General features: G+C 63.2%; 19 protein-coding genes. 16 read left to right on the top strand and 3 right to left on the bottom strand.

Going from position 1 to position 19,518, the window contains the following annotated elements; translation table 11 throughout:
• Positions 1-76: 76 nt before the first annotated feature.
• The 3 genes from THECO_RS08555 to glnA all read left to right on the top strand — a co-directional run bounded on the left by THECO_RS08555 (position 77) and on the right by glnA (position 3,179).
• A complete protein-coding gene (locus tag THECO_RS08555) occupies positions 77-1,354 on the top strand; it encodes a methionine gamma-lyase family protein (RefSeq protein WP_015254634.1) in 1,278 nt (425 codons plus the stop codon).
• 61 nt (positions 1,355-1,415) lie between these two features.
• The gene (locus THECO_RS08550; protein WP_015254633.1) at positions 1,416-1,829 is read left to right on the top strand and encodes a MerR family transcriptional regulator; all 414 of its coding nucleotides are present in this window, start codon (positions 1,416-1,418) and stop codon (positions 1,827-1,829) included.
• A gap of 21 nt (positions 1,830-1,850) precedes the next feature.
• Complete coding sequence (gene glnA, locus THECO_RS08545) at positions 1,851-3,179, top strand: type I glutamate--ammonia ligase (RefSeq protein ID WP_015254632.1); 1,329 nt, start codon at positions 1,851-1,853, stop codon at positions 3,177-3,179.
• A gap of 78 nt (positions 3,180-3,257) precedes the next feature.
• On the opposite strand, the gene lexA is transcribed toward glnA, so the two are convergent.
• Entirely contained in the window at positions 3,258-3,881 is a 624-nt protein-coding gene (gene lexA, locus THECO_RS08540) for a transcriptional repressor LexA (protein ID WP_015254631.1), read from the bottom strand.
• Positions 3,882-4,234: 353 nt separating this feature from the next.
• On the opposite strand from lexA, the gene THECO_RS20540 reads away from it, so the two are divergent.
• The 4 genes from THECO_RS20540 (at position 4,235) to THECO_RS08520 (ending at position 6,239) form a co-directional block, all read left to right on the top strand.
• A complete protein-coding gene (locus THECO_RS20540; protein WP_015254630.1) occupies positions 4,235-4,516 on the top strand; it encodes a LysM peptidoglycan-binding domain-containing protein in 282 nt (93 codons plus the stop codon).
• A 172-nt stretch (positions 4,517-4,688) separates the two neighbouring features.
• Complete coding sequence (locus THECO_RS08530; RefSeq protein ID WP_015254629.1) at positions 4,689-4,877, top strand: DUF896 domain-containing protein; 189 nt, start codon at positions 4,689-4,691, stop codon at positions 4,875-4,877.
• A 21-nt stretch (positions 4,878-4,898) separates the two neighbouring features.
• Positions 4,899-5,432: a hypothetical protein gene (locus tag THECO_RS08525; RefSeq protein WP_015254628.1), complete on the top strand. Its 534-nt coding sequence runs from the start codon at positions 4,899-4,901 to the stop codon at positions 5,430-5,432.
• Positions 5,433-5,447: 15 nt separating this feature from the next.
• Positions 5,448-6,239, top strand: a complete 792-nt coding sequence (locus THECO_RS08520) for an HAD family hydrolase (protein WP_015254627.1) — start codon at positions 5,448-5,450, stop codon at positions 6,237-6,239.
• 72 nt (positions 6,240-6,311) lie between these two features.
• Here the strand turns inward: THECO_RS08520 and THECO_RS08515 are convergent, their stop codons facing one another.
• Positions 6,312-6,854, bottom strand: a complete 543-nt coding sequence (locus tag THECO_RS08515; protein WP_015254626.1) for a 1,2-dihydroxy-3-keto-5-methylthiopentene dioxygenase — start codon at positions 6,852-6,854, stop codon at positions 6,312-6,314.
• Positions 6,855-6,999: 145 nt separating this feature from the next.
• Here THECO_RS08515 and metH point away from each other — a divergent pair, with 145 nt between their 5' ends.
• The gene (gene metH, locus THECO_RS08510) at positions 7,000-10,437 is read left to right on the top strand and encodes a methionine synthase (protein ID WP_015254625.1); all 3,438 of its coding nucleotides are present in this window, start codon (positions 7,000-7,002) and stop codon (positions 10,435-10,437) included.
• A gap of 107 nt (positions 10,438-10,544) precedes the next feature.
• Positions 10,545-11,483, top strand: a complete 939-nt coding sequence (gene rnz, locus THECO_RS08505) for a ribonuclease Z (RefSeq protein ID WP_015254624.1) — start codon at positions 10,545-10,547, stop codon at positions 11,481-11,483.
• A 5-nt stretch (positions 11,484-11,488) separates the two neighbouring features.
• Here rnz and tlp read toward each other — a convergent pair whose 3' ends face one another.
• Positions 11,489-11,722: a small acid-soluble spore protein Tlp gene (gene tlp / locus THECO_RS08500; RefSeq protein ID WP_015254623.1), complete on the bottom strand. Its 234-nt coding sequence runs from the start codon at positions 11,720-11,722 to the stop codon at positions 11,489-11,491.
• Positions 11,723-11,960: 238 nt separating this feature from the next.
• On the opposite strand from tlp, the gene THECO_RS08495 reads away from it, so the two are divergent.
• The 7 genes from THECO_RS08495 to THECO_RS08465 all read left to right on the top strand — a co-directional run bounded on the left by THECO_RS08495 (position 11,961) and on the right by THECO_RS08465 (position 19,495).
• On the top strand, positions 11,961-14,249 hold the full coding sequence (locus THECO_RS08495; protein ID WP_015254622.1) for a DEAD/DEAH box helicase: 2,289 nt from the start codon (positions 11,961-11,963) through the stop codon (positions 14,247-14,249).
• Positions 14,246-15,616: a ribonuclease H-like domain-containing protein gene (locus tag THECO_RS08490; protein WP_015254621.1), complete on the top strand. Its 1,371-nt coding sequence runs from the start codon at positions 14,246-14,248 to the stop codon at positions 15,614-15,616. The genes THECO_RS08495 and THECO_RS08490 overlap by 4 nt, the downstream gene beginning before the upstream one ends.
• A gap of 62 nt (positions 15,617-15,678) precedes the next feature.
• Entirely contained in the window at positions 15,679-16,494 is an 816-nt protein-coding gene (locus THECO_RS08485) for an Fpg/Nei family DNA glycosylase (protein WP_015254620.1), read from the top strand.
• A 3-nt stretch (positions 16,495-16,497) separates the two neighbouring features.
• Positions 16,498-17,334, top strand: coding sequence for a deoxyribonuclease IV (locus THECO_RS08480; RefSeq protein WP_015254619.1), 837 nt, complete (start codon positions 16,498-16,500; stop codon positions 17,332-17,334).
• A 2-nt stretch (positions 17,335-17,336) separates the two neighbouring features.
• Positions 17,337-17,675, top strand: coding sequence for a cyclic-phosphate processing receiver domain-containing protein (locus tag THECO_RS08475; protein ID WP_015254618.1), 339 nt, complete (start codon positions 17,337-17,339; stop codon positions 17,673-17,675).
• 18 nt (positions 17,676-17,693) lie between these two features.
• Positions 17,694-18,476 (top strand): ABC transporter ATP-binding protein, encoded by a 783-nt coding sequence (locus THECO_RS08470; RefSeq protein ID WP_015254617.1) that lies wholly within the window; start codon positions 17,694-17,696, stop codon positions 18,474-18,476.
• Complete coding sequence (locus THECO_RS08465; RefSeq protein WP_015254616.1) at positions 18,473-19,495, top strand: SAM-dependent methyltransferase; 1,023 nt, start codon at positions 18,473-18,475, stop codon at positions 19,493-19,495. The genes THECO_RS08470 and THECO_RS08465 overlap by 4 nt, the downstream gene beginning before the upstream one ends.
• Positions 19,496-19,518 lie beyond the last annotated feature (23 nt).

Genomic DNA, 19,518 nt, shown 5'->3' with positions numbered 1-19,518 from the left:
GCCTTGCGATTGATTACCGGAAACGAAATGTGCTTTAATGGGTCTGACAATTATGAAGCGATGGGATGGAGACTGGATGATTCACGGCATTGACAGCGAACTGCTCCGTCTCGCCGAGGCGGTGGAAGAGCGGATCGCCCCGCGGCTCCGCGAGGCCGACCGGATCGCGGAACGGAACCAGTGGAAAGTGATCCGCGCGTTTCAGCGCCACAAGGTGAGCGATTTTCATCTGAACGGTTCAACCGGATACGGATACAATGACAGCGGGCGCGAGGCGCTCGACCGGGTGTATGCCGACGTGTTCGGCGCGGAGGCGGCGCTCGTGCGGCCGCATTTCGCATCCGGCACGCATACGATCAGCTGCGCGCTGTTCGGCGTGCTCCGGCCGGGAGACGAACTGCTCTACATGACCGGGCGGCCGTATGACACGCTGCACAAAGTGATCGGCGAGCCGGGAGACGGCAAGGGATCGCTGCGCGATTTCGGCATCGGCTACCGGGAGGTGCCGCTGGCCGAAGGCGGCCGCGTCAACTGGGACGCCGTGCTGGACGCGATCGGCGAGCGGACCCGCGTCGTCGCCATCCAGCGGTCGCGCGGCTACGACTGGCGCGCTTCGTTCACCGTGGACGAGATCGGCGAGATGGTGCGCCGGGTGAAGGCGGTCAAGCCCGACGCCATCGTCTTCGTCGACAATTGCTACGGCGAATTTACCGAGGAGACGGAGCCGACGGAGGCCGGCGTCGATCTGATGGCCGGCTCGCTGATCAAAAATCCCGGCGGCGGGCTGGCGCTGTCCGGCGGCTACATCTGCGGACGGGCGGACCTCGTGGAGAAGGCGGCCGGCCGGCTGACCGCGCCCGGCATCGGCGGTGAAGTCGGCGCGACGGCCGGCATGCAGCGCTGGATGTTCCAGGGATTTTTCCTCGCACCGCATATGGTCGGGCAGGCGGTGAAAGGGAGCATTTTTGCCGCGGCCATGTTCGAGGAGCTGGGCTTCGAGTCGAAACCGCGCTGGAACGAGCCGAGAACCGACCTGATCCAGGCCGTCCGGTTCGATTCGGCCGACTCGCTCATCGCCTTCGTGCAGGGCATCCAGCAGGCGGCGGCCGTCGACGCGCACGCCGTGCCGGAACCGGGCGACATGCCGGGATACGAGCATCCCGTCATCATGGCGGCCGGCGCGTTCGTGCAGGGCGGCAGCCTGGAACTTTCCGCCGACGCGCCGATCCGGGAGCCGTATATCGCGTATATGCAGGGCGGGCTGACCTATGCCCACGCAAAACTTGGGGTGCTTTCCGCCTTGACACGGCTTGCCGAACGGTCTAACATTGTAATTAAACCTAACATTTCTTGACACGTTTTATTCGTGTCGATACGAGTACCCATACTACAAAAAATTGGAAGGTTGATGCGGCATGGGTGACGAGATCCGCAGAAACATGGCGCTCTTCCCGATCGGCATCGTGATGAAGCTGACGGATTTGACCGCCCGCCAAATCCGCTACTACGAGCAGCACGGTCTGGTCATGCCGGCGCGGACTTCGGGCAACCAGCGCCTGTTTTCGTTCAACGATGTCGAGCGGCTGCTGGAGATCAAGTCCCTGATCGAGAAAGGCGTCAACATCGCCGGAATCAAGCAAGTGATGAATCCGGTTTCAAAGGAATCGGAAGAAGCGACGGTCATTACGCCGCAGACGGAAAGCAAACGCCGCGAACTGACGGATCTGCAGCTCCACCGGCTGCTCAAGCAGCAGCTGCTCGAACGCCGTCCCGGCAGGACATCGCTCATCCAGGGTCAGCTGTCCAGGTTCTACAACAATAAACCTTAATCGCGGCAAGGAGAGGATAAGATGGGCTACACCAAGGAGGACATCCTGCGCATCGCGCGGGAGCAGAACGTCCGGTTCATCCGTCTGCAGTTTACGGATCTGCTCGGGACGATCAAGAACGTTGAAATTCCGCTGAGCCAGCTCGAGAAGGCGCTGGACAACAAGATGATGTTCGACGGTTCCTCGATCGAGGGTTACGTCCGGATCGAGGAGTCCGACATGTATCTGTATCCCGATCTCGATACATGGGTCGTCTTCCCGTGGGTGACGGAAGACCGGGTCGCCCGTCTGATCTGCGACGTGTACATGCCGGACGGGACGCCGTTCGCGGGAGACCCGCGCGGCATTCTGAAACGGGTGCTGAAGGAAGCGGAGGAGCTCGGCTTCTCCACGATGAACGTCGGTCCGGAACCGGAGTTCTTCCTGTTCAAAACCGACGAGCGCGGCAACCCGACGCACGAAGTGAACGACCAGGGCGGCTATTTCGACCTCGCGCCGACCGACCTCGGCGAGAACTGCCGCCGGGAAATCGTGCTCACGCTCGAAGAGATGGGCTTCGAGATCGAGGCTTCGCACCATGAAGTCGCGCCCGGCCAGCATGAGATCGACTTCAAGTACTCCGATGCGGTAACGGCGGCGGACCGGATCCAGACGTTCAAGCTTGTCGTCAAGACGGTCGCGCGGCAGCACGGCCTGCATGCGACGTTCATGCCGAAGCCGCTGTTCGGCGTGAACGGATCGGGCATGCACTGCCATCTTTCGCTGTTCCGGGACGGCGAGAACGCGTTCTACGATCCGGACGATCCGCTCGGCCTGAGCGATACCGCGCGCTGGTTCATGGCCGGGGTGCTGCATCACGCCCGCGGGTTCGCGGCCGTTACGAATCCGACCGTCAATTCGTACAAGCGGCTTGTGCCCGGCTATGAAGCGCCGAACTATGTCGCCTGGTCGGCGAGCAACCGGAGCCCGATGGTGCGCATTCCGGCGTCGCGGGGCTTAAGCACGCGGATCGAGGTGCGCAACCCCGATCCGGCGGCCAATCCGTACCTTTGCCTCGCGGTCATGCTCAAGGCCGGACTTGACGGCATCAAGAACCGGATGAGACTGCCGGCGCCGACGAACCGGAACATCTATGTCATGACCGAGGAAGAACGGATCGAAGAAGGCATCCAGATGCTGCCCTCGAGCCTGCGCGAAGCGCTGGACGAGCTGATCCGCGACGAAGTGATCTGCGAGGCGCTGGGGGATCACGCTTTGTCCCATTTCTACGAACTGAAGGAAATCGAATGGGACATGTACCGCATGCAAGTGCATCAATGGGAACGCGATCAATATTTGACGCTGTATTGATGGATAAGTGTAAAAGGGAAGCCACGCAAGTTCGGCATCGCTGCCGGACAAGCGGGGCTTCCATGCTTGGTGCCGTATTCAACGGATGCTGCGGAACAATCCGATGACCTTGCCGAGAATCGTGACATGTTTCAGCCGGATCGGCTCCATCGCTGGATTCTCGGGCTGCAGCCGGATATGGTCGCGCTCCTTGTAGAACGTCTTGACGGTCGCTTCGTCGTCTTCCGTCATCGCGACGACGATGTCGCCGTTCTGCGCCGTCTGCTGCTGGCGAACGATGACATAGTCGCCGTCGTGGATGCCGGCCTCGATCATGCTGTCGCCCTTGACCGTAAGCATGAACACATCATCATCGCCGGTGAAATGGGCGGGGAGGGGGAAATATTCCTCGATGTTCTCCGTCGCCGTGATCGGCGCGCCGGCCGTTACCTTGCCGACGACCGGTACGCGGGTGACGGCGAGCGGGAACGGCAGCTGATCTTCGTTGTCGTCATCCAATATTTCGATCGCGCGCGGTTTGGTCGGATCGCGGCGGATGAGTCCCTTCTTCTCCAGCCGATCCAGGTGGCCGTGGACGGTCGAGCTGGAAGCCAGGCCGACGGCTTCACCGATCTCCCGGACGGAAGGAGGATAGCCTTTCTCCCGGACTTCCCGTTTGATGAATTCCAGTATGGCTTGCTGGCGGTTGGATATTCTGGACACGGCATTCACTCCATCAATCATTGGTTACACCAAATTATAGCACAGAACCCGAGTTCGCACAAACATTCGTTCTCGAAAACACAGGTTCGCATATTTGTCGGAATTGAGGGCGGCCGGCTTTGAAATTGGAACATGCATTCCCGGAACAAATGTTCTGAAAATGGTTGACGGCAAACAGATGTTCGTGTTATGATGGGATCACAAAACGAGAACGTTTGTTTGGGGTGTTGGCCATGATGTATGTAAGTGAATGCCGGTCCTATCGTTCCATCCAAGAAAGCCGTCCTGGCGCAGTTGGACAGACTTCCGCGGTTCGCAGGCAACGCGCGGCGAGCGGGGAACGGATCACTTTCATGCGTTATGCCGCAGCCATGCTGTTCATCGTGCTGGTCAGCGCGGGTTTCATGATCATGGGAACCGGCGCGTCGGAACGGGTGCCCGCCGAACCGGCTCCCGCGGAATCGGTCATTGTCGTGGATGCCGGCGAGACGCTGTGGGAGATCGCCGCAGCGGCGAAGGCGAAAGGGATGGACACGCGCCGCGCCGTCTATGAAATCCGGAAGCGCAACGGTCTGGACGGCAGTGTGATTCAAACGGGACAACAGCTCGTCATCCCGGATTGGTCCAGCCGCTGATCCGGTGCGGAAGCTTCAGACGGGAGCGTCCCTGTCGACTGCCGATGGATTGGCCCGGGAACGGTTCAAGCCGTTTCCGGGTTGTTTTTGTTTTGTTGTCGGCTTGACAACGATCCGGCCGGGATGTCAAAGTAAGGTGTGGTATGTCAGGGGTATGGGAGGCACATGACGCATGGACGAATTGACGGCGCGCATCAACGAGCTTGCCCGCAAGCACAAGACGATCGGTCTCACGCCGGAAGAGACGGCGGAGCGGGACAAGCTGCGCAGGCAATATCTGGCGCGTTTCCGAAGCAATCTGAAACAGCAGCTCGACGCGATCCGCTGGACGGATGAAGCGGGCGGCACGGTGAAGCATTAGCGCATAGAAGGGGGAGCTGGCATGTCCCGCTCGTGGGAACGAAAAGTCCGCAAGCACACGGAACAGCTGAACAAACGGCGCAAGAAAGCCGGACTGAAAGCCGTCGCTTCGCCGGCGGCGATGACGGACCGGTATAAGGGACGCAATTATATACTGCCGGCATTCCTGATCCTGTTCATCGGCTTCTATATTTATATGGTGACGATTCCCGCGGACGATCCGAACCTGTCGAATCCGGTTGAATCGCCGGTTTTCTGGCTGACGATCGCGAGCTATCTGGCGCTGGCGGCGCTGTTCTGGTTCAGGCGGCCCTATCTGCTTGTGGGGAAAGACTTCGTCGGCACGCGCAGGTTCACCGGCGACAAGACGCTGACGGCAAGCTCGATCAAGGCGATCACCGTCATCCGGCCGGGATACATCATCATTGAGCCGAAGAAGGGCGGCAATTGGGTGTTCTCGCGCATGCTCAACCGGTATCCGGTCGACGAGATGGCCGACCGGCTGCAGCGGTTCGCGCAGGACAACCGCATTCCATATGAAGAGAAAAAGAAGTGACGGGAGAGAAACCGGATGGCAAAGCAAGCGGTGCTGTTTGATCTTGATGATACGCTGCTGTGGGACGAACGCAGCGTGAAGGAGGCGTTCGAGGCGGTCTGCCGGTATGCACAGGAGCGGACCGGCGCGGACCCGGAGAAGCTGGAACAGGCGGTTCGCCGGGAAGCGCGAGCGCTGTACGAATCCTACGAAACCTATCCGTTCACCCGGCGGATCGGGATCAATCCGTTCGAAGGGCTGTGGGCGAATTTTCGCGAAGGAGAGCAGGAGGAGTTCCGCAAGCTCGAGGCGCTCGCGCCGGCCTATCGCCGCGAATCGTGGATCCGCGGCCTGCGCGTCATCGGCATCGAGGATGAGCAGCTCGGCGAAGAGCTGGCCGAACGGTTCCCGGCGGAGCGACGGGCGCGGCCGCTCGTCTACGACGAGACGTTCGAAGTACTGGATCAGCTGCGCGGCCGCTACAAGCTGTTGCTCTTGACGAACGGATCGCCCGATCTGCAGCGCGAGAAGCTGGCCGGCGTACCGGAGCTTGCGCCGTACTTCGACCATATCGTCATCTCGGGCGAATTCGGGGACGGCAAGCCTGCGGCATCGATCTTCCGCCATGCGCTGTCGCTGCTCGGCATCGGGCCGGATGCCGGCGTCATGGTCGGCGACAAGCTGACGACCGACATTCTCGGCGCGAACTCCGTCGGCATGGATTCGGTATGGATCAACCGGCACGGTCTTGAGCGTTCCGGCGAGATTGAGCCGGCCTGCGAAATCCGGTCGCTGCGCGAGCTGCCGGCGCTGCTGGAGCGGCTGTAAGCAGCGAAGAAGCCATCCGCTCCTTGCCGAACGGGGCTTGGGCGGATGGCTTCCGAACATGTAAGGCCGAATTTATGCTTTTTGGAATTCCGGATCTTCGTACGGATGGGCGACCCAGCCCGCCGGCTCGATGAACAGACGCACGGCGACGATCTGACGGTTTTCCATCAGCGTGAAGTAGTGCGGATTGCCTTCCGGAACGGAGATGACATCACCTGCTTCCAGCTCGACGTCGAAGTAGCCGACTTCCGGCTTGCCCTTGATGATGAAGATGCCTTTGCCTGCCACGATGGCGCGGACTTCGTCCTCGGTGTGCGTATGCACTTGTTCGAATTTCTTCAACAACTCATCCAGGTTCGGCGTAGCGTCGGACAGGGAAATGACGTCCCAAGTCTGATAGCCGCGCCGGCCGGCGAGATCGCGGATCTCCGCGTCATACGCCTGGAGGATTTCGTTCTTCTCCTCATCGCTCAGCACGAATTTTTCCCGCAGATGCTCCGGCAGTTTGGACGTATCCCAGTGCTCGTAGAGGACACCTTGTCCATTCAGAAATTCGCGCACATTCTCCTCTCCGGTGATTCTCTCGTTGGTGTTGCGGATGCGAATCTCGGCCATCTTAATCCCTCATTTCCAATAGGATTTATCAATCATTAACCTGAATTATACACGATTTCAGCCCGTTTGTCGATGGGTCCGGGCTTTTCAGGCGTTTTTCATTCTGCTAGAATAAGGCTTAACTTTTTTGGCGGAAGGTGTGCCCATGTCGAAACCGACCCTGCAGGAAGCGATGAAACATCGCATTCTCATATTGGACGGCGCAATGGGGACGATGATCCAGCAGGCGAACCTGACCGCCGCCGATTTCGGCGGCGAAGAGCTGGAAGGCTGCAACGAGATGCTCGTCCTGACGCGTCCGGATGTGATCCGCGGCATCCACGAGGCGTATCTGGACGCCGGCGCGGATATCATTGAGACGAACACGTTCGGCGCGACGAGCGTCGTGCTTGCGGAATACGGCATTGCCGACAAGGCGCGCGAAATCAATCTCGCGGCGGCCCGCCTCGCGGCCGAAGCAGCCGCGAAGTACTCGACGCCGGACAAGCCGCGCTACGTCGCCGGTTCAATGGGACCGACGACGAAGACGCTGTCCGTTACGGGCGGCGTCACGTTCGACGAGCTGTCCGACAGTTATTATGTCCAGGCGCTGGCCTTGATCGAGGGCGGCGTCGACGCGCTGCTCATCGAGACGTGCCAGGACGCGCTCAACGTGAAGGCGGCGGGCATCGGCGTACACCGCGCGTTCGAGGAAGCCGGACGGAAACTGCCCGTCATGATCTCCGGCACGATCGAACCGATGGGCACGACGCTGGCGGGACAGAACATTGAATCGTTCTATATTTCACTCGAACATCTCGAACCGGTCTCGATCGGTCTCAACTGCGCGACCGGTCCGGAATTCATGCGCGATCACATCCGCAGCCTCGCGTCCATCGCGAAGACGGCCGTCAGCTGCTATCCGAACGCCGGGCTGCCCGATGAGAACGGCCATTACCACGAATCGCCCGAATCACTCGCGCGGAAGATGGAGCAGTTCGCCCGCGAAGGCTGGCTCAACATCGCGGGCGGCTGCTGCGGCACGACGCCGGCGCATATCCGCGCGCTCGCCGAGGCACTGGCGCCTTACAAGCCTCGCACGGAAGCCGGCAGCCATCCGCCGGCCGTCTCCGGCATCGAGACCGTGTACATCGAGCCGGAGAACCGGCCGTACTTCGTCGGCGAGCGGACGAACGTGCTCGGTTCGCGCATGTTCAAGCGGCTGATCGCCGAAGGCAAGTACGAGGAAGCTGCGGAGATCGCCCGCGCCCAGGTGAAAAACGGCGCGCACGTCATCGACGTCTGCCTGCAGGATCCGGACCGCGACGAACTGGCCGACATGACCCGTTTCCTCGAGCAGGTCGTGAAGAAAGTGAAGGTGCCGCTCGTCATCGACACGACCGATCCGCGAGTCATCGAAGCGTCGCTCAAGTTCTCGCAGGGCAAGGCAATCATCAACTCGATCAACCTCGAAGACGGCGAAGAGAAATTCGAGCGGGTCGTGCCGCTCGTCAAAAAGTACGGCGCGGCGGTCGTCGTCGGCACCATCGACGAACGGGGCCAGGCGATCGCGCGCGAAGCGAAGCTGGAAGTGGCGCGGCGGTCGTATGACCTGCTCGTGAACAAATACGGGCTGCAGCCGGAGGACATCATTTTCGACCCGCTCGTCTTCCCGGTCGGCACTGGCGACGAACAGTACATCGGCTCGGCGAAGGAGACGATCGAAGGCATCCGGCTCATCAAGCAGGAGATGCCGCGATGCCAGACGATCCTCGGCATCAGCAACGTCTCGTTCGGCCTTCCGCCGGCAGGCCGCGAAGTGCTCAACTCCGTGTTCCTCTATGAATGCACGAAGGCGGGGCTCGACTACGCCATCGTCAATACGGAGCGGCTGGAACGCTACGCCTCGATTCCGGAGCATGAGCGCAAGCTAGCCGAGGCGCTCATCTACGATACGAACGACGAGACGCTCGCCGCGTTCGTCGCCGCTTTCCGCGACAAGGCCGTCGAGAAGAAGGCGAAGAATACTGAGAGTCTCACACTGGAAGAGCGGCTGGCGAACTACGTGGTCGAAGGCTCGAAGGACGGCCTGTTCGCCGACCTCGACGAGGCGCTCAAGAAATATGCGCCGCTTGACATCATCAACGGTCCGCTCATGCGCGGCATGGAAGAGGTCGGCCGGCTGTTCAACAACAACGAGCTGATCGTCGCCGAAGTGCTGCAGAGCGCCGAAGTGATGAAGGCGTCCGTCTCGTACCTCGAGCCGCACATGGAGAAGACCGAGACGAGCGTCAAGGGCAAAATCATGCTCGCGACCGTCAAGGGCGACGTGCATGACATCGGCAAAAATCTCGTCGAGATCATTCTGTCCAACAACGGATACGAAATCGTGAACCTCGGCATCAAAGTGCCGCCGGAAGCGATCATCGAGGCGCAGCGGCGGGAGAACGCCGACATCATCGGCTTGTCCGGCCTGCTCGTCAAGTCGGCGCAGCAGATGGTGACGACGGCGCAGGATCTGAAGGCGGCCGGCATCGACACGCCGATTCTCGTCGGCGGCGCGGCGCTTACGCGCAAGTTCACGAAGACGCGCATCGCGCCGGAGTACGACGGGCTGGTGCTGTACGCGAAGGACGCGATGAACGGCCTCGAACTGGCGAACAAGCTGATGGACCCCGATGCCCGGCGCGAATTGGAGGAGGAGCATCGGGAGCTGAAAGCGTCGCTGGACAATGCCCGCGAACGGGAGCAGGAGGAGACCGCCCCCGCGGCCGTCCGTTCGAACGTTTCACAGGACGCGCCCGTATTCACGCCGCCGGATTTCGAGCGGCGCGTGCTGCGCGATATTCCGATCAGCCAGATCGTGCCGTACATCAACATGCAGATGCTGCTCGGCCACCATCTCGGTCTGCGCGGCACCGTCAGCGACCTGCTCGCTGCCGGAGACGAGAAGGCGGTGCAGCTGAAGGAAGCGGTGGACGGGCTGATCCGCGAAGCCGCTGAGAAGAAGACACTCAGGCTCGATGCGATGTATCGCTTCTTCCCGGCGCAGTCGGACGGCAACGACATCCTGATCTACGACCCGGCGGGCAGCGGGGAAATCATTGAGCGGTTCTCGTTCCCGCGCCAGCGGACCGAACCGTTCCTGTGCCTGGCCGATTTCCTGAAACCGGTCGAAAGCGGCGTCATGGATGTTGTCGGCTTCCTCGTCGTCACGGCCGGACGAGGCGTGCGCGGGCTGGCGGAAGAGGCGAAAGAGCGGGGCGACTACTTCCGCTCGCATGCGCTGCAGGCGCTCGCCCTCGAGACGGCGGAAGGGCTCGCGGAGCGCGTCCACCAGATGATGCGCGACGTCTGGGGATTCCCGGACCCGCCGGAAATGACGATGAAACAGCGGTTCGCGGCCCGCTATCAGGGCATCCGGGTGTCGTTCGGCTACCCGGCCTGCCCGAACCTGGAAGACCAGGAGAAGCTGTTCAAGCTCATGCATCCGGAGGATATCGGCGTGGAACTGACGGAAGGGTATATGATGGAGCCGGAAGCGTCGGTCAGCGCGATGGTGTTCGCGCATCCGGAAGCCCAATATTTCAACGTGGACAAATGACGGACAAATCCCCCGCACATTGCCGTGCGGGGGATTTGTCGATCACCAGACCCGCGGCCGAGTAGGCTTGACGGCGATCGGCCACACTGGATACGGAGGTGTGTCGGATGGAACTGACCATGCTCGGAACGGCGGCCGGACGGCCGGCGGAAGGACGGAACGTGACGGCTGCGGCGCTCACGATGCCGCCGCAGCGCGGCACGTTCTGGCTGTTCGACTGCGGCGAAGGGACGCAGCATCAGCTGCTCCGCGCCGGAATGAAGCTCTGCAAGCTGGAGCGGATATTCGTGACGCATCTGCACGGCGACCATGTCTTCGGCCTCCCGGGGCTGCTCGGCAGCCGTTCCTCCATGGGCTGCGATGCGCCGCTCACGCTGCACGGCCCGCGGGGCATCCGGCACTGGCTCGAGACGACGTTCAGCATCACGGGAGCCCATGTGCATTACGAGCTCGAGATCCGGGAAATCGACGGCGACGGCGGAGTCGTCCATGAAGATGACCAGTTCACGGTCAAGGCCGCGCCGCTGAATCATCGGATCGCCTGCTACGGTTACCGGATCGAGGAGCGGCCGAGGCCGGGAAGGCTGGACGCCGCGAAGCTGGCCGAGCTTGGTGTGCCGCAGGGTCCCCTGTACGCGCAGCTCAAGCGGGGAGAGGACGCGACGCTGCAGGACGGCCGTGTCATCCGCGCCGCCGACGTCGTCGGACCTCCGATTCCGGGGCGGGTCATCGCGATCCTCGGCGATACGACGCCGTGCGATGCGGCGATCAGGCTGGCCGAAGGCGCCGATCTCGTCGTGCACGAAGCGACGTTCGAAGCGGCGCTGGCCGGGAAAGCGGCCGAATACGGGCACAGCACGACGGCGGAGGCGGCGCGAACCGCGCGCGATGCGCGGGCCGCGCGGCTCCTGCTCACGCATTTCAGCGGCCGCTACCGGGATGAAGATCTGCCGCGGCTGGAAGCGGAAGCCCGGGAGGTCTTTCCGTCATCCGCCGCGGCCCGCGACTTCCTCAACGTTCAGCTGCCGCACAAGCGGAGAACGTAACAGCGTCATTCCCCTTGTTCGCGCTGAAAATTTGCTTCGTCCCGGATTTCGGAGCGAAGGCCGGCAAGGCTTTCCCGCCGCCGCTCGTTCTTCGCTTCGATCCGTCTCCGCTCTTCATCGCCGATCTCGCTCGCGTGCTCGTCGAGATATTCTTCGGCTTCCCTCATGTTGCGAATCGTGTTCGTGATCGCCTTCTGCAGGCGAGGCACGTTGTCTTCGCGATTGTCCGGTTTGGCCACGGCTTCATCACCTCGTGAAGGATTTGACCGCTTCCCGGCACGGCAAGCCGGAGAACGCGGATTTACGCGATTAGGATGGATCGCGCGCAAGGTGCTTATGACTTGAGGCACTTCGGAATCGCCGGGAAGGCGGGCCAATCGTTGACATGGTGTGAGCGGTCTTTCCGGCGAAGCGTTGCAGGGCGAACATATATTCTGTACAATGGAGTAAAGTGCGTAAAGCATGGGAGCAGATGCAATGAACCGTTGGACCGGCAAGGCAGAAAATCTGGACGAATGGCTGAACGATCTTCGCAGCCGCCCCGAGATCATGAACAACGTCACGCACTGGGAGACGATTCCGGCGCGCGAAGCGGTGTACGCGCCGCTGCCGCGCGGATTGCACCCCAAGCTGGAGGCGGCGCTCCGCGCGAAGGGGATCGACCGGCTTTATTCCCACCAGGCGTCGGCCTTCGAGGCCGTGCTTGCCGGCCGGAACATCGTGACGGTCACGCCGACCGCTTCCGGCAAGACGCTCTGCTACAACCTGCCCGTCCTGCAGGCGCTGCTGGAGGACAACGGCGTGCGGGCGCTCTACCTGTTCCCGACGAAGGCGCTCGCGCAGGATCAGGTCGCCGAGCTGCAGCAGCTGGCCGATCTGATGGAGGCGGACATCAAGACGCATACCTACGACGGCGACACGCCCCCGACGGTCCGGCAGGCGATCCGGAACGCGGGGCACATCGTCGTGACGAACCCGGACATGCTGCACGCCGCAATTCTGCCGCACCATACGAAATGGGTCAAACTGTTCGAGAACGTGAAATATATCGTGCTGGATGAGCTGCACGCCTACCGCGGCGTCTTCGGCAGCCACGTCGCGAACGTCATCCGGCGCCTCAGACGGATCTGCCGGTTCTACGGCTCGAACCCGATCTTCCTCTGCGCCTCGGCGACGATCGACAATCCCGGCGAGCACGCGGAGCGGCTCATCGGCGACAAGGTGCAGGTCATCGACAACAACGGCGCGCCGTCCGGTGAGAAGCATTTCATCTTCTACAACCCGCCGGTCGTCAACCAGCAGCTCGGCATCCGGCGCAGCAGCGTGCTCGAGACGCAGCGGCTCGCCGCGATGCTTCTCCGCCAGGGGGTTCAGACGATCGTCTTCGCCCGCAGCCGCGTCCGGGTCGAAATTCTGCTGACCTACCTGCAGGACGCGGTGAAGCAGCTGCCCGGCGGCAAGCAGATCCGCGGCTACCGCGGCGGCTACCTGCCGAAACAGCGGCGCGAGATCGAGCGCGGCCTGCGCAATGGCGAGATCCTCGGCGTCGTCAGCACGAACGCGCTGGAGCTCGGCATCGACATCGGCCAGCTGCAGGCGTGCGTCATCAACGGCTATCCGGGCACGATCGCGAGCACCTGGCAGCAGTCGGGCCGGGCCGGCCGCCGGCACGGGACAGCCGTGACGTTCCTCGTCGCGAGCAGCAACCCGCTGGACCAGTATGTAATCCAGAACCCGGAATTCTTCCTCAACCGGCCGCCGGAGCGCGCGCTCATCCATCCCGACAACCTGCTCATCCTGATCGACCACGTGAAATGCGCGGCCTACGAGCTGCCGTTCGAGAAGGGCGAAACGTTCGGCTGCGAGAAGCTCGAGGACATGCTGGAGTTTCTCGTCGAGGAGCAGGTGCTGCACCGGGTGAAGGACCGCTGGTACTGGATGGCGCAGTCGTTCCCGGCGAACAACATTTCGCTTCGCTCGGCGGCGCAGGAGAATTTCGTCATCATCGACATCACGAACGGCAGCCGTGTCATCGGCGAAGTCGACCGGTTCAGCGCGCCGACGCTCATCCACGAGGAAGCGATCTACATCCACGAAGGCGTGCAGTACCAGGTGGAGAAGCTCGACTATCCGGAGAAAAAAGCTTACGTCCGCGAAGTGAGCGTCGATTATTTCACCGATGCGAACATGGCCGTGGAACTGAAGGTGCTCCATGTCGACCGGGAGGCGGAGAGCGGCGGCATCGTGCGGCAGTACGGCGAAGTGACAGTGAACGCGCGGCCGACGATTTTCAAAAAAATCCGCCTCCGCACCCACGAGAACATCGGTTCCGGACCGATTCATCTGCCCGAGGAAGAACTGCATACGAGCGGCTATTGGTTCTCGTTCAGCGAGGAGGCGGCGGCGCGCCTCGGAACGAATGCGATGCAGAGCGCGCTGCTCGGCATTGCGAACGTGCTTATCCACATCGCGCCGCTCTACCTGATGTGCGATCCGTTCGACATCCGCGTCTATCCGCAGGTGAAGTCGGTGCACATGAAGCGGCCGACGATCTATTTCTACGACCGCTATCCCGGCGGCATTGGCCTCTCCGAGCGGCTGTTCGAATTGCACGACGAACTGCTTGAACGGGCGAGGCAGCTCATCCGCGGCTGCACCTGCCTGAGCGGCTGCCCGGCCTGTGTCGGGCCGATCGAGGAGGTCGGCCTGCTCGGCAAGAGCCAGGCGCTGCAGCTGCTCGAGGAAACGGCGGTGGGGGCGCCGTGAGCAGTCTGCGCGAGCGGATGAACCGGCTGCGCGGTTCGGCCGGCGCGCAGCCGGGCGGCGGGGGAGCGAGCCCGAACGGAACGGGCGGGGGGCAGCCGGAATGCCGGCAGCCGGATGCAGCCGGGGCCGTACCGGCGCCGGAGGCCGGCGATCTTCGGCACGCGGACAGCGTCAGCCCCGCACTCGACCCGGCGTGGACGGCGCTCGGCGTGACGCGCCTCGTCAATGAAGCCGGCGAATGCCTTGTCCGCCGGGTCGACTATCCGCTCGATCACCGGCACGGCTTTCACCGGCTCGATGAACTGGCCGAATGCGCCCATGCGCTGGCCGCGCTGTGCAGCGGCGGCAACGGCCCCGCGCCCGCGCCGGAGGCCGAGCGCATCCTGTTCCTCGACCTGGAGACGACCGGGCTGGGCGTCGGCGCGGGCAACGTGCCGTTCATGACCGGCATCGGATACGTCGAAGGGGACCGGTTCGTCATCGAACAGACGCTGATCCGCCATCCGGCGGAAGAACGCGCGATGCTGGAAGAGCTGCGCGTGAAGCTGACGGAGCGGCCGTATCTGGCCACCTACAACGGCCGGACATTCGACTGGCCGCTCCTGAAAGGCCGGTTCATCATGAACGGATTCGGCTGCCGCGCGGCGGCCGAACCGTGGCATCTCGATTTTCTCCATCCTTCGCGCAGCATCTGGCGCAACACGCTCGCTTCGCTCCGCCTCAGCCATGTCGAGGAAGAGCGGCTCGGCATCGTCCGCTCGGGCGACGTGCCGGGTTCGATGGCGCCGGCGATCTATTTCCGGTTTCTGCAGGACGAAGATCCCGAGCCCCTGGGCGCCGTGTTCCGGCACAACGAGCTGGACATGCTGTCGCTTGCGTGTCTCGCGATCCGCTTCGGCCGCCTGCTGTCCGGCGGCCTCGGCCGGCATGTGCCGCTGCCGGAGGAAGACGAGGAACTGCTGCGCACCGGGCTTTGGCTCGATCGGATGGGATGCGCGGAGGAAGCGGAAGCGCTGTTCGAGCGGCTGGCCGGCCGGGAGACGGCCGGCCCCTGGTGTCTGCCGCTGGCAGCGCGCGACAAGAAATGTGGAAATTGGCGCCGCGCTGTGCTATTGTGGCAGAAGGCGGCGCTTGCCGCCGAGCGTCAGGGGTGGGCTTCGGGCGAAGCGCACATCGAGCTGTCGATGTACTACGAACATCGGGCCAAAGATTATAAGCAGGCGCTCCGCTACGCCTCGGCCGCGCTGGAGCTCGCCGCGCGGCGGGCGTCCCTCGGCCGCTTCGACGCGAAGAAGCGCGCGGAGCAGGACGCGATCCGCAGGCGGATCGAGCGGCTGACGAAAAAGGCGGGGCGGATCGAGGCCTGACGACCCATTACGTCCGCAGAGCTGCGGATGGATAGAACTTACGGAACGAAAGAGGAATGACCATGCCGGAATGGCCGGAAATGGAACATTATCGCAAACTGCTCATGGAACGGATCGGCGGACAGCGGATTGTCGGCGTTGAGATCGAGCGGCCGCAATCGATCAATGTCGACCCCGGCGAGTTCGCGCGCGAGACGATCGGATCGGCCGTCTGGTACGTGGAGCGCCGGGGCAAATATCTCATCTTCCATCTCGACAACGGCAAACGGCTGCTGCTGCACCTGATGGTCGGCGGCTCGCTGTTCTTCGGCACCGAAGAGGAGCGGCCGGACCGCACGGCGCAGATTACGCTCCAATTTCCGAACGGCAATCTTTATTTCATCGGGCTGCGGCTCGGTTACCTGCACCTGCTTTCGGTGAAGGATGCAGCCGGCCGCCTCGCGGAGCTGGGCCCCGACCCGATGGACCGCCGGCTGGACGCCGCGGCTTTCGCGGCGCGGTTCGCGGGCAAGCGCGGCATGCTGAAACCCGCGCTCACCGATCAATCCAACGTCGCCGGCATCGGCAACTGCTACGCCGACGAAATGCTGCACAAGGCGGGCATCCGCCCGGACGTGCCGGTGCCGCAGGTCGATGCGGCCGGCTGGCAGCGGCTGCATGGCGCGATGCGGACGGTGCTGGAGGAAGCCGCGGCGCACGGCGGATACATGGAGATGCCGCTGTACGCGGGGGACACGCGGACAGGCAAGGCCGTCAACCTGCTGCAGGTGTACGACCGGGAAGGGGAACCGTGCCCGAAGTGCGGCGGCGCCATCGTGAAGACCGAAGTGTCCGGCCGGAAGACATTCTTCTGCCCGGTTTGCCAACCGGAACCTTGATCCATGCGGATCGGCTGCCATGTAAGCATCCGCGGCGGCTACGCGGAAGCGGCCGTCCGCGCGGCCAGGCTCGGATGCACGGCGTTTCAATATTTTCCGAAAAATCCGCGCACCTTGGGGCTAAAGGCGTTCGACCGCGCCGACGCCCGCCGCTGCGCCGAATATTGCCGCGAGCGCGGCATCGTTTCGATCGCGCACGCGCCGTATCCGGTCAACCTGGCGGCGGAGCGGCCGGAGCAGCGCGCGCGCATGGCGGCATCGCTCCTGAATGACCTGGAAATCGCCGAAGCCAACGGCTCGATCGGTGTTGTCGTCCATTTCGGCATTTACAAAGGCGCGGACCCGCTTGGCGGCTACCGGCTCATCATCGAGGCGCTGAATGCGGTGCTCGGACGGTGGGAGGGCGCCGCGAAGCTGCTCCTCGAGAACCAGGCCGGCGACCACGCGCCGATGGGGACGACGCTCGAAGAGCTTGTCCAGATTCGGCGGCTGTGCGCCTATCCGGAACGCGTCGGTTTCTGCCTCGACACCTGCCACCTGTTCGCCAGCGGCCAGTGGAACGGCCGGAATGAAGCGGAATGGTGCCGCCGGGCGCGGGAGCTGGGGTATTTCGATCATCTGGCCGCCGTGCATGCGAACGATTCGCTCCACGAGAGCGGGCGGCGGATCGACCGCCACGCGCCGCTCGGCGCGGGCCGGATCGGAGCGGACGGCTTCCGCCGGCTGCTGGCCGCGCCGGAGCTGAGCAGCCTGCCCGTCATACTCGAGACGCCGGAGACGGACGAACTGCCGCTGGACCGGCAAATGCGGCTGCTCAGGGAATGGATGGGAGAGAAGTAGCAATGATTCACGTTTTTCTGGACGATTACCGTCCCTGCCCGCCGGGATTCGTCGCCGCGAAGTCGGCGGAAGAGTGCATCCTGCTGCTGGAAGCGGAAGAGGTGGACATCCTGTCCCTCGATTACGACCTCGGCTGGGGAAATCCGACCGGGCTTGACGTGGTGCGGTACATCGCGGACAACGGCCGCTACCCGCGCCGCATCTACATGCATTCGTCCAGCCCTTCGGGCCGGGAGCGGATGTACCAGGTGCTCCGATCGGCATTGCCGCCGGGCGTACACCTTTCGCACTGTCCGATGCCGGACAGCGTGGCGGCCGAGGCGGCCGGAAAGCGGGTATAGCATGGAAGGAGACAATCCATGATCAGGCTTCAACAAGTCACCTGGCGGCGCGAGAACCGCGACATTATCAAAGGCGTGGATCTGCACGTCCGCCCGGGCGAACATTGGGTCATCCTCGGCCGGAACGGCTGCGGCAAGACGACCATACTCGAAATGATCACCGGATACCTGTTCCCGACTTCGGGCACGGTCGAGGTGCTCGGCCATCGCTACGGCCGGGTCGACGTGCGCGAAGTGCGGAAGAAGATCGGATACATCAGCCAGTCGCTCGTCGAGAAAATGAGCCTTTCCGACCCCGTGTGGGAAGTCGTCGCGACGGGCGAATACGCGTACCTGCGCTTCTACCAGACGATCGATCCCGATGTCGTCCGCAAGGCGCATGACATGCTCGAACGCCTCGGCATCGCCCATCTGGCGAACCAGCCGTTCGGCACGCTGTCGCAGGGCGAGCGGAAGAAGGCGCTGCTCGCGCGGGCGCTGATGGCGGAGCCCGAGCTGCTCATCATGGACGAAGCTTGCGCCGGGCTCGATCTGTACGAGCGGGAGAAACTGCTGGCCGACCTGAACCGGCTCGGCAACCTTGCGAAAACGGTGCTCTACGTGACGCACCATATCGAGGAAGCGATCCCGCTGTTCACCCACGCGGCCATCGTGCACGACGGACGGATCGCCGCCGCCGGACCGAAGCGCGAGGTGCTGACCGGCGAGACGCTCAGCCGGGCCTACGAACTGCCGATCGAAGTCGACTGGGTGTACGACCGGCCGTGGATCCGGACGCAAGGGGCCAGGGTCCGGACATGACGCGCTTCATCTGCACGGCCAACCACGGCTTTGCGCCGTACGCCATGGAAGAGCTCAGGCGGCTGCTTGGGCAGGCGTCTTTCCGGATGGTCGTGCCGGGCGAAGTGTTCGAACTGTCCGCGGAGAACGGCCGGGACGAGATTCTGGCGCAAATCCGGCAGGCCGAACCGATCTTTCTCCGCCACATCCAGCCCGTCGACTTCGCCAGGCCGATTGCGGGAGGACCGGACGATCTGGCGGCGCTGGCCGATATCGTGCGAGGGACGCCCGACCGGTTCGCGGGGAAGCGGACAGCGGTGCATATCCGGCGCAGGGAAGGAAGTCCGTTTGCGTATCCGGCTGCGGAGGCGAAAGCGGCGGCCGACGCCGCGCTGAGGGAAGCCGGCGCCGAGCCCGCCCAGCAGTCACCGGATCTCATCCTGTCGGTCTTCGCGACGGACAGCGAGCTGCTGATCGGCTGGGGGACCGCGGACGAGATGCTGTCCGACTGGCCGGGCGGCGCCATTCGTTTCCGCCGGGAAGACGGCCAGATCTCGCGGGCGAAGTTCAAGCTGCTCGAAGCGGAGCGAACGTTCGGCCTGCGCCTGGATGCGCACGAGCGGGCGCTGGACATCGGCGCCGCACCCGGCGGCTGGACGTCGCTGCTGCTCGAGCGAGGGCTGGACGTTACCGCCATCGATCCGGCCGATCTGCATCCGTCGCTGGTCGGCCATCCCCGTGTGACGTGGCTGAAGCGGAACGCCGGCGAGGTCAGTTTCCCTCCCGGCACGTTCGATTTGCTCGTCTGCGACATGAGCTGGGACCCCGCGACGATGGCGAAGCTGGTGCTCCGCCTTTCGCCTTGCCTGAAGCCCGGCGCGGAGGCCGTCGTCACGGTGAAACTGCTGCACCGCAAGCCGATGCAGACCATACGAAACGTGACGGAACAGCTCGCCCAGGCGTTCGACATCCGGCGGGCGAAACAATTGTTTCACAATCGGGATGAAATTACGCTATACTTGATTTATCGGGGAGCGTGACGCTCCATCGGATCGGGAAAGCA

The sequence above is a fragment of the Thermobacillus composti KWC4 genome (assembly GCF_000227705.2).
GTDB classification, from domain to species: Bacteria; Bacillota; Bacilli; order Paenibacillales; family Paenibacillaceae; genus Thermobacillus; species Thermobacillus xylanilyticus.
This window is presented reverse-complemented; position numbering and strand designations above follow the sequence as displayed.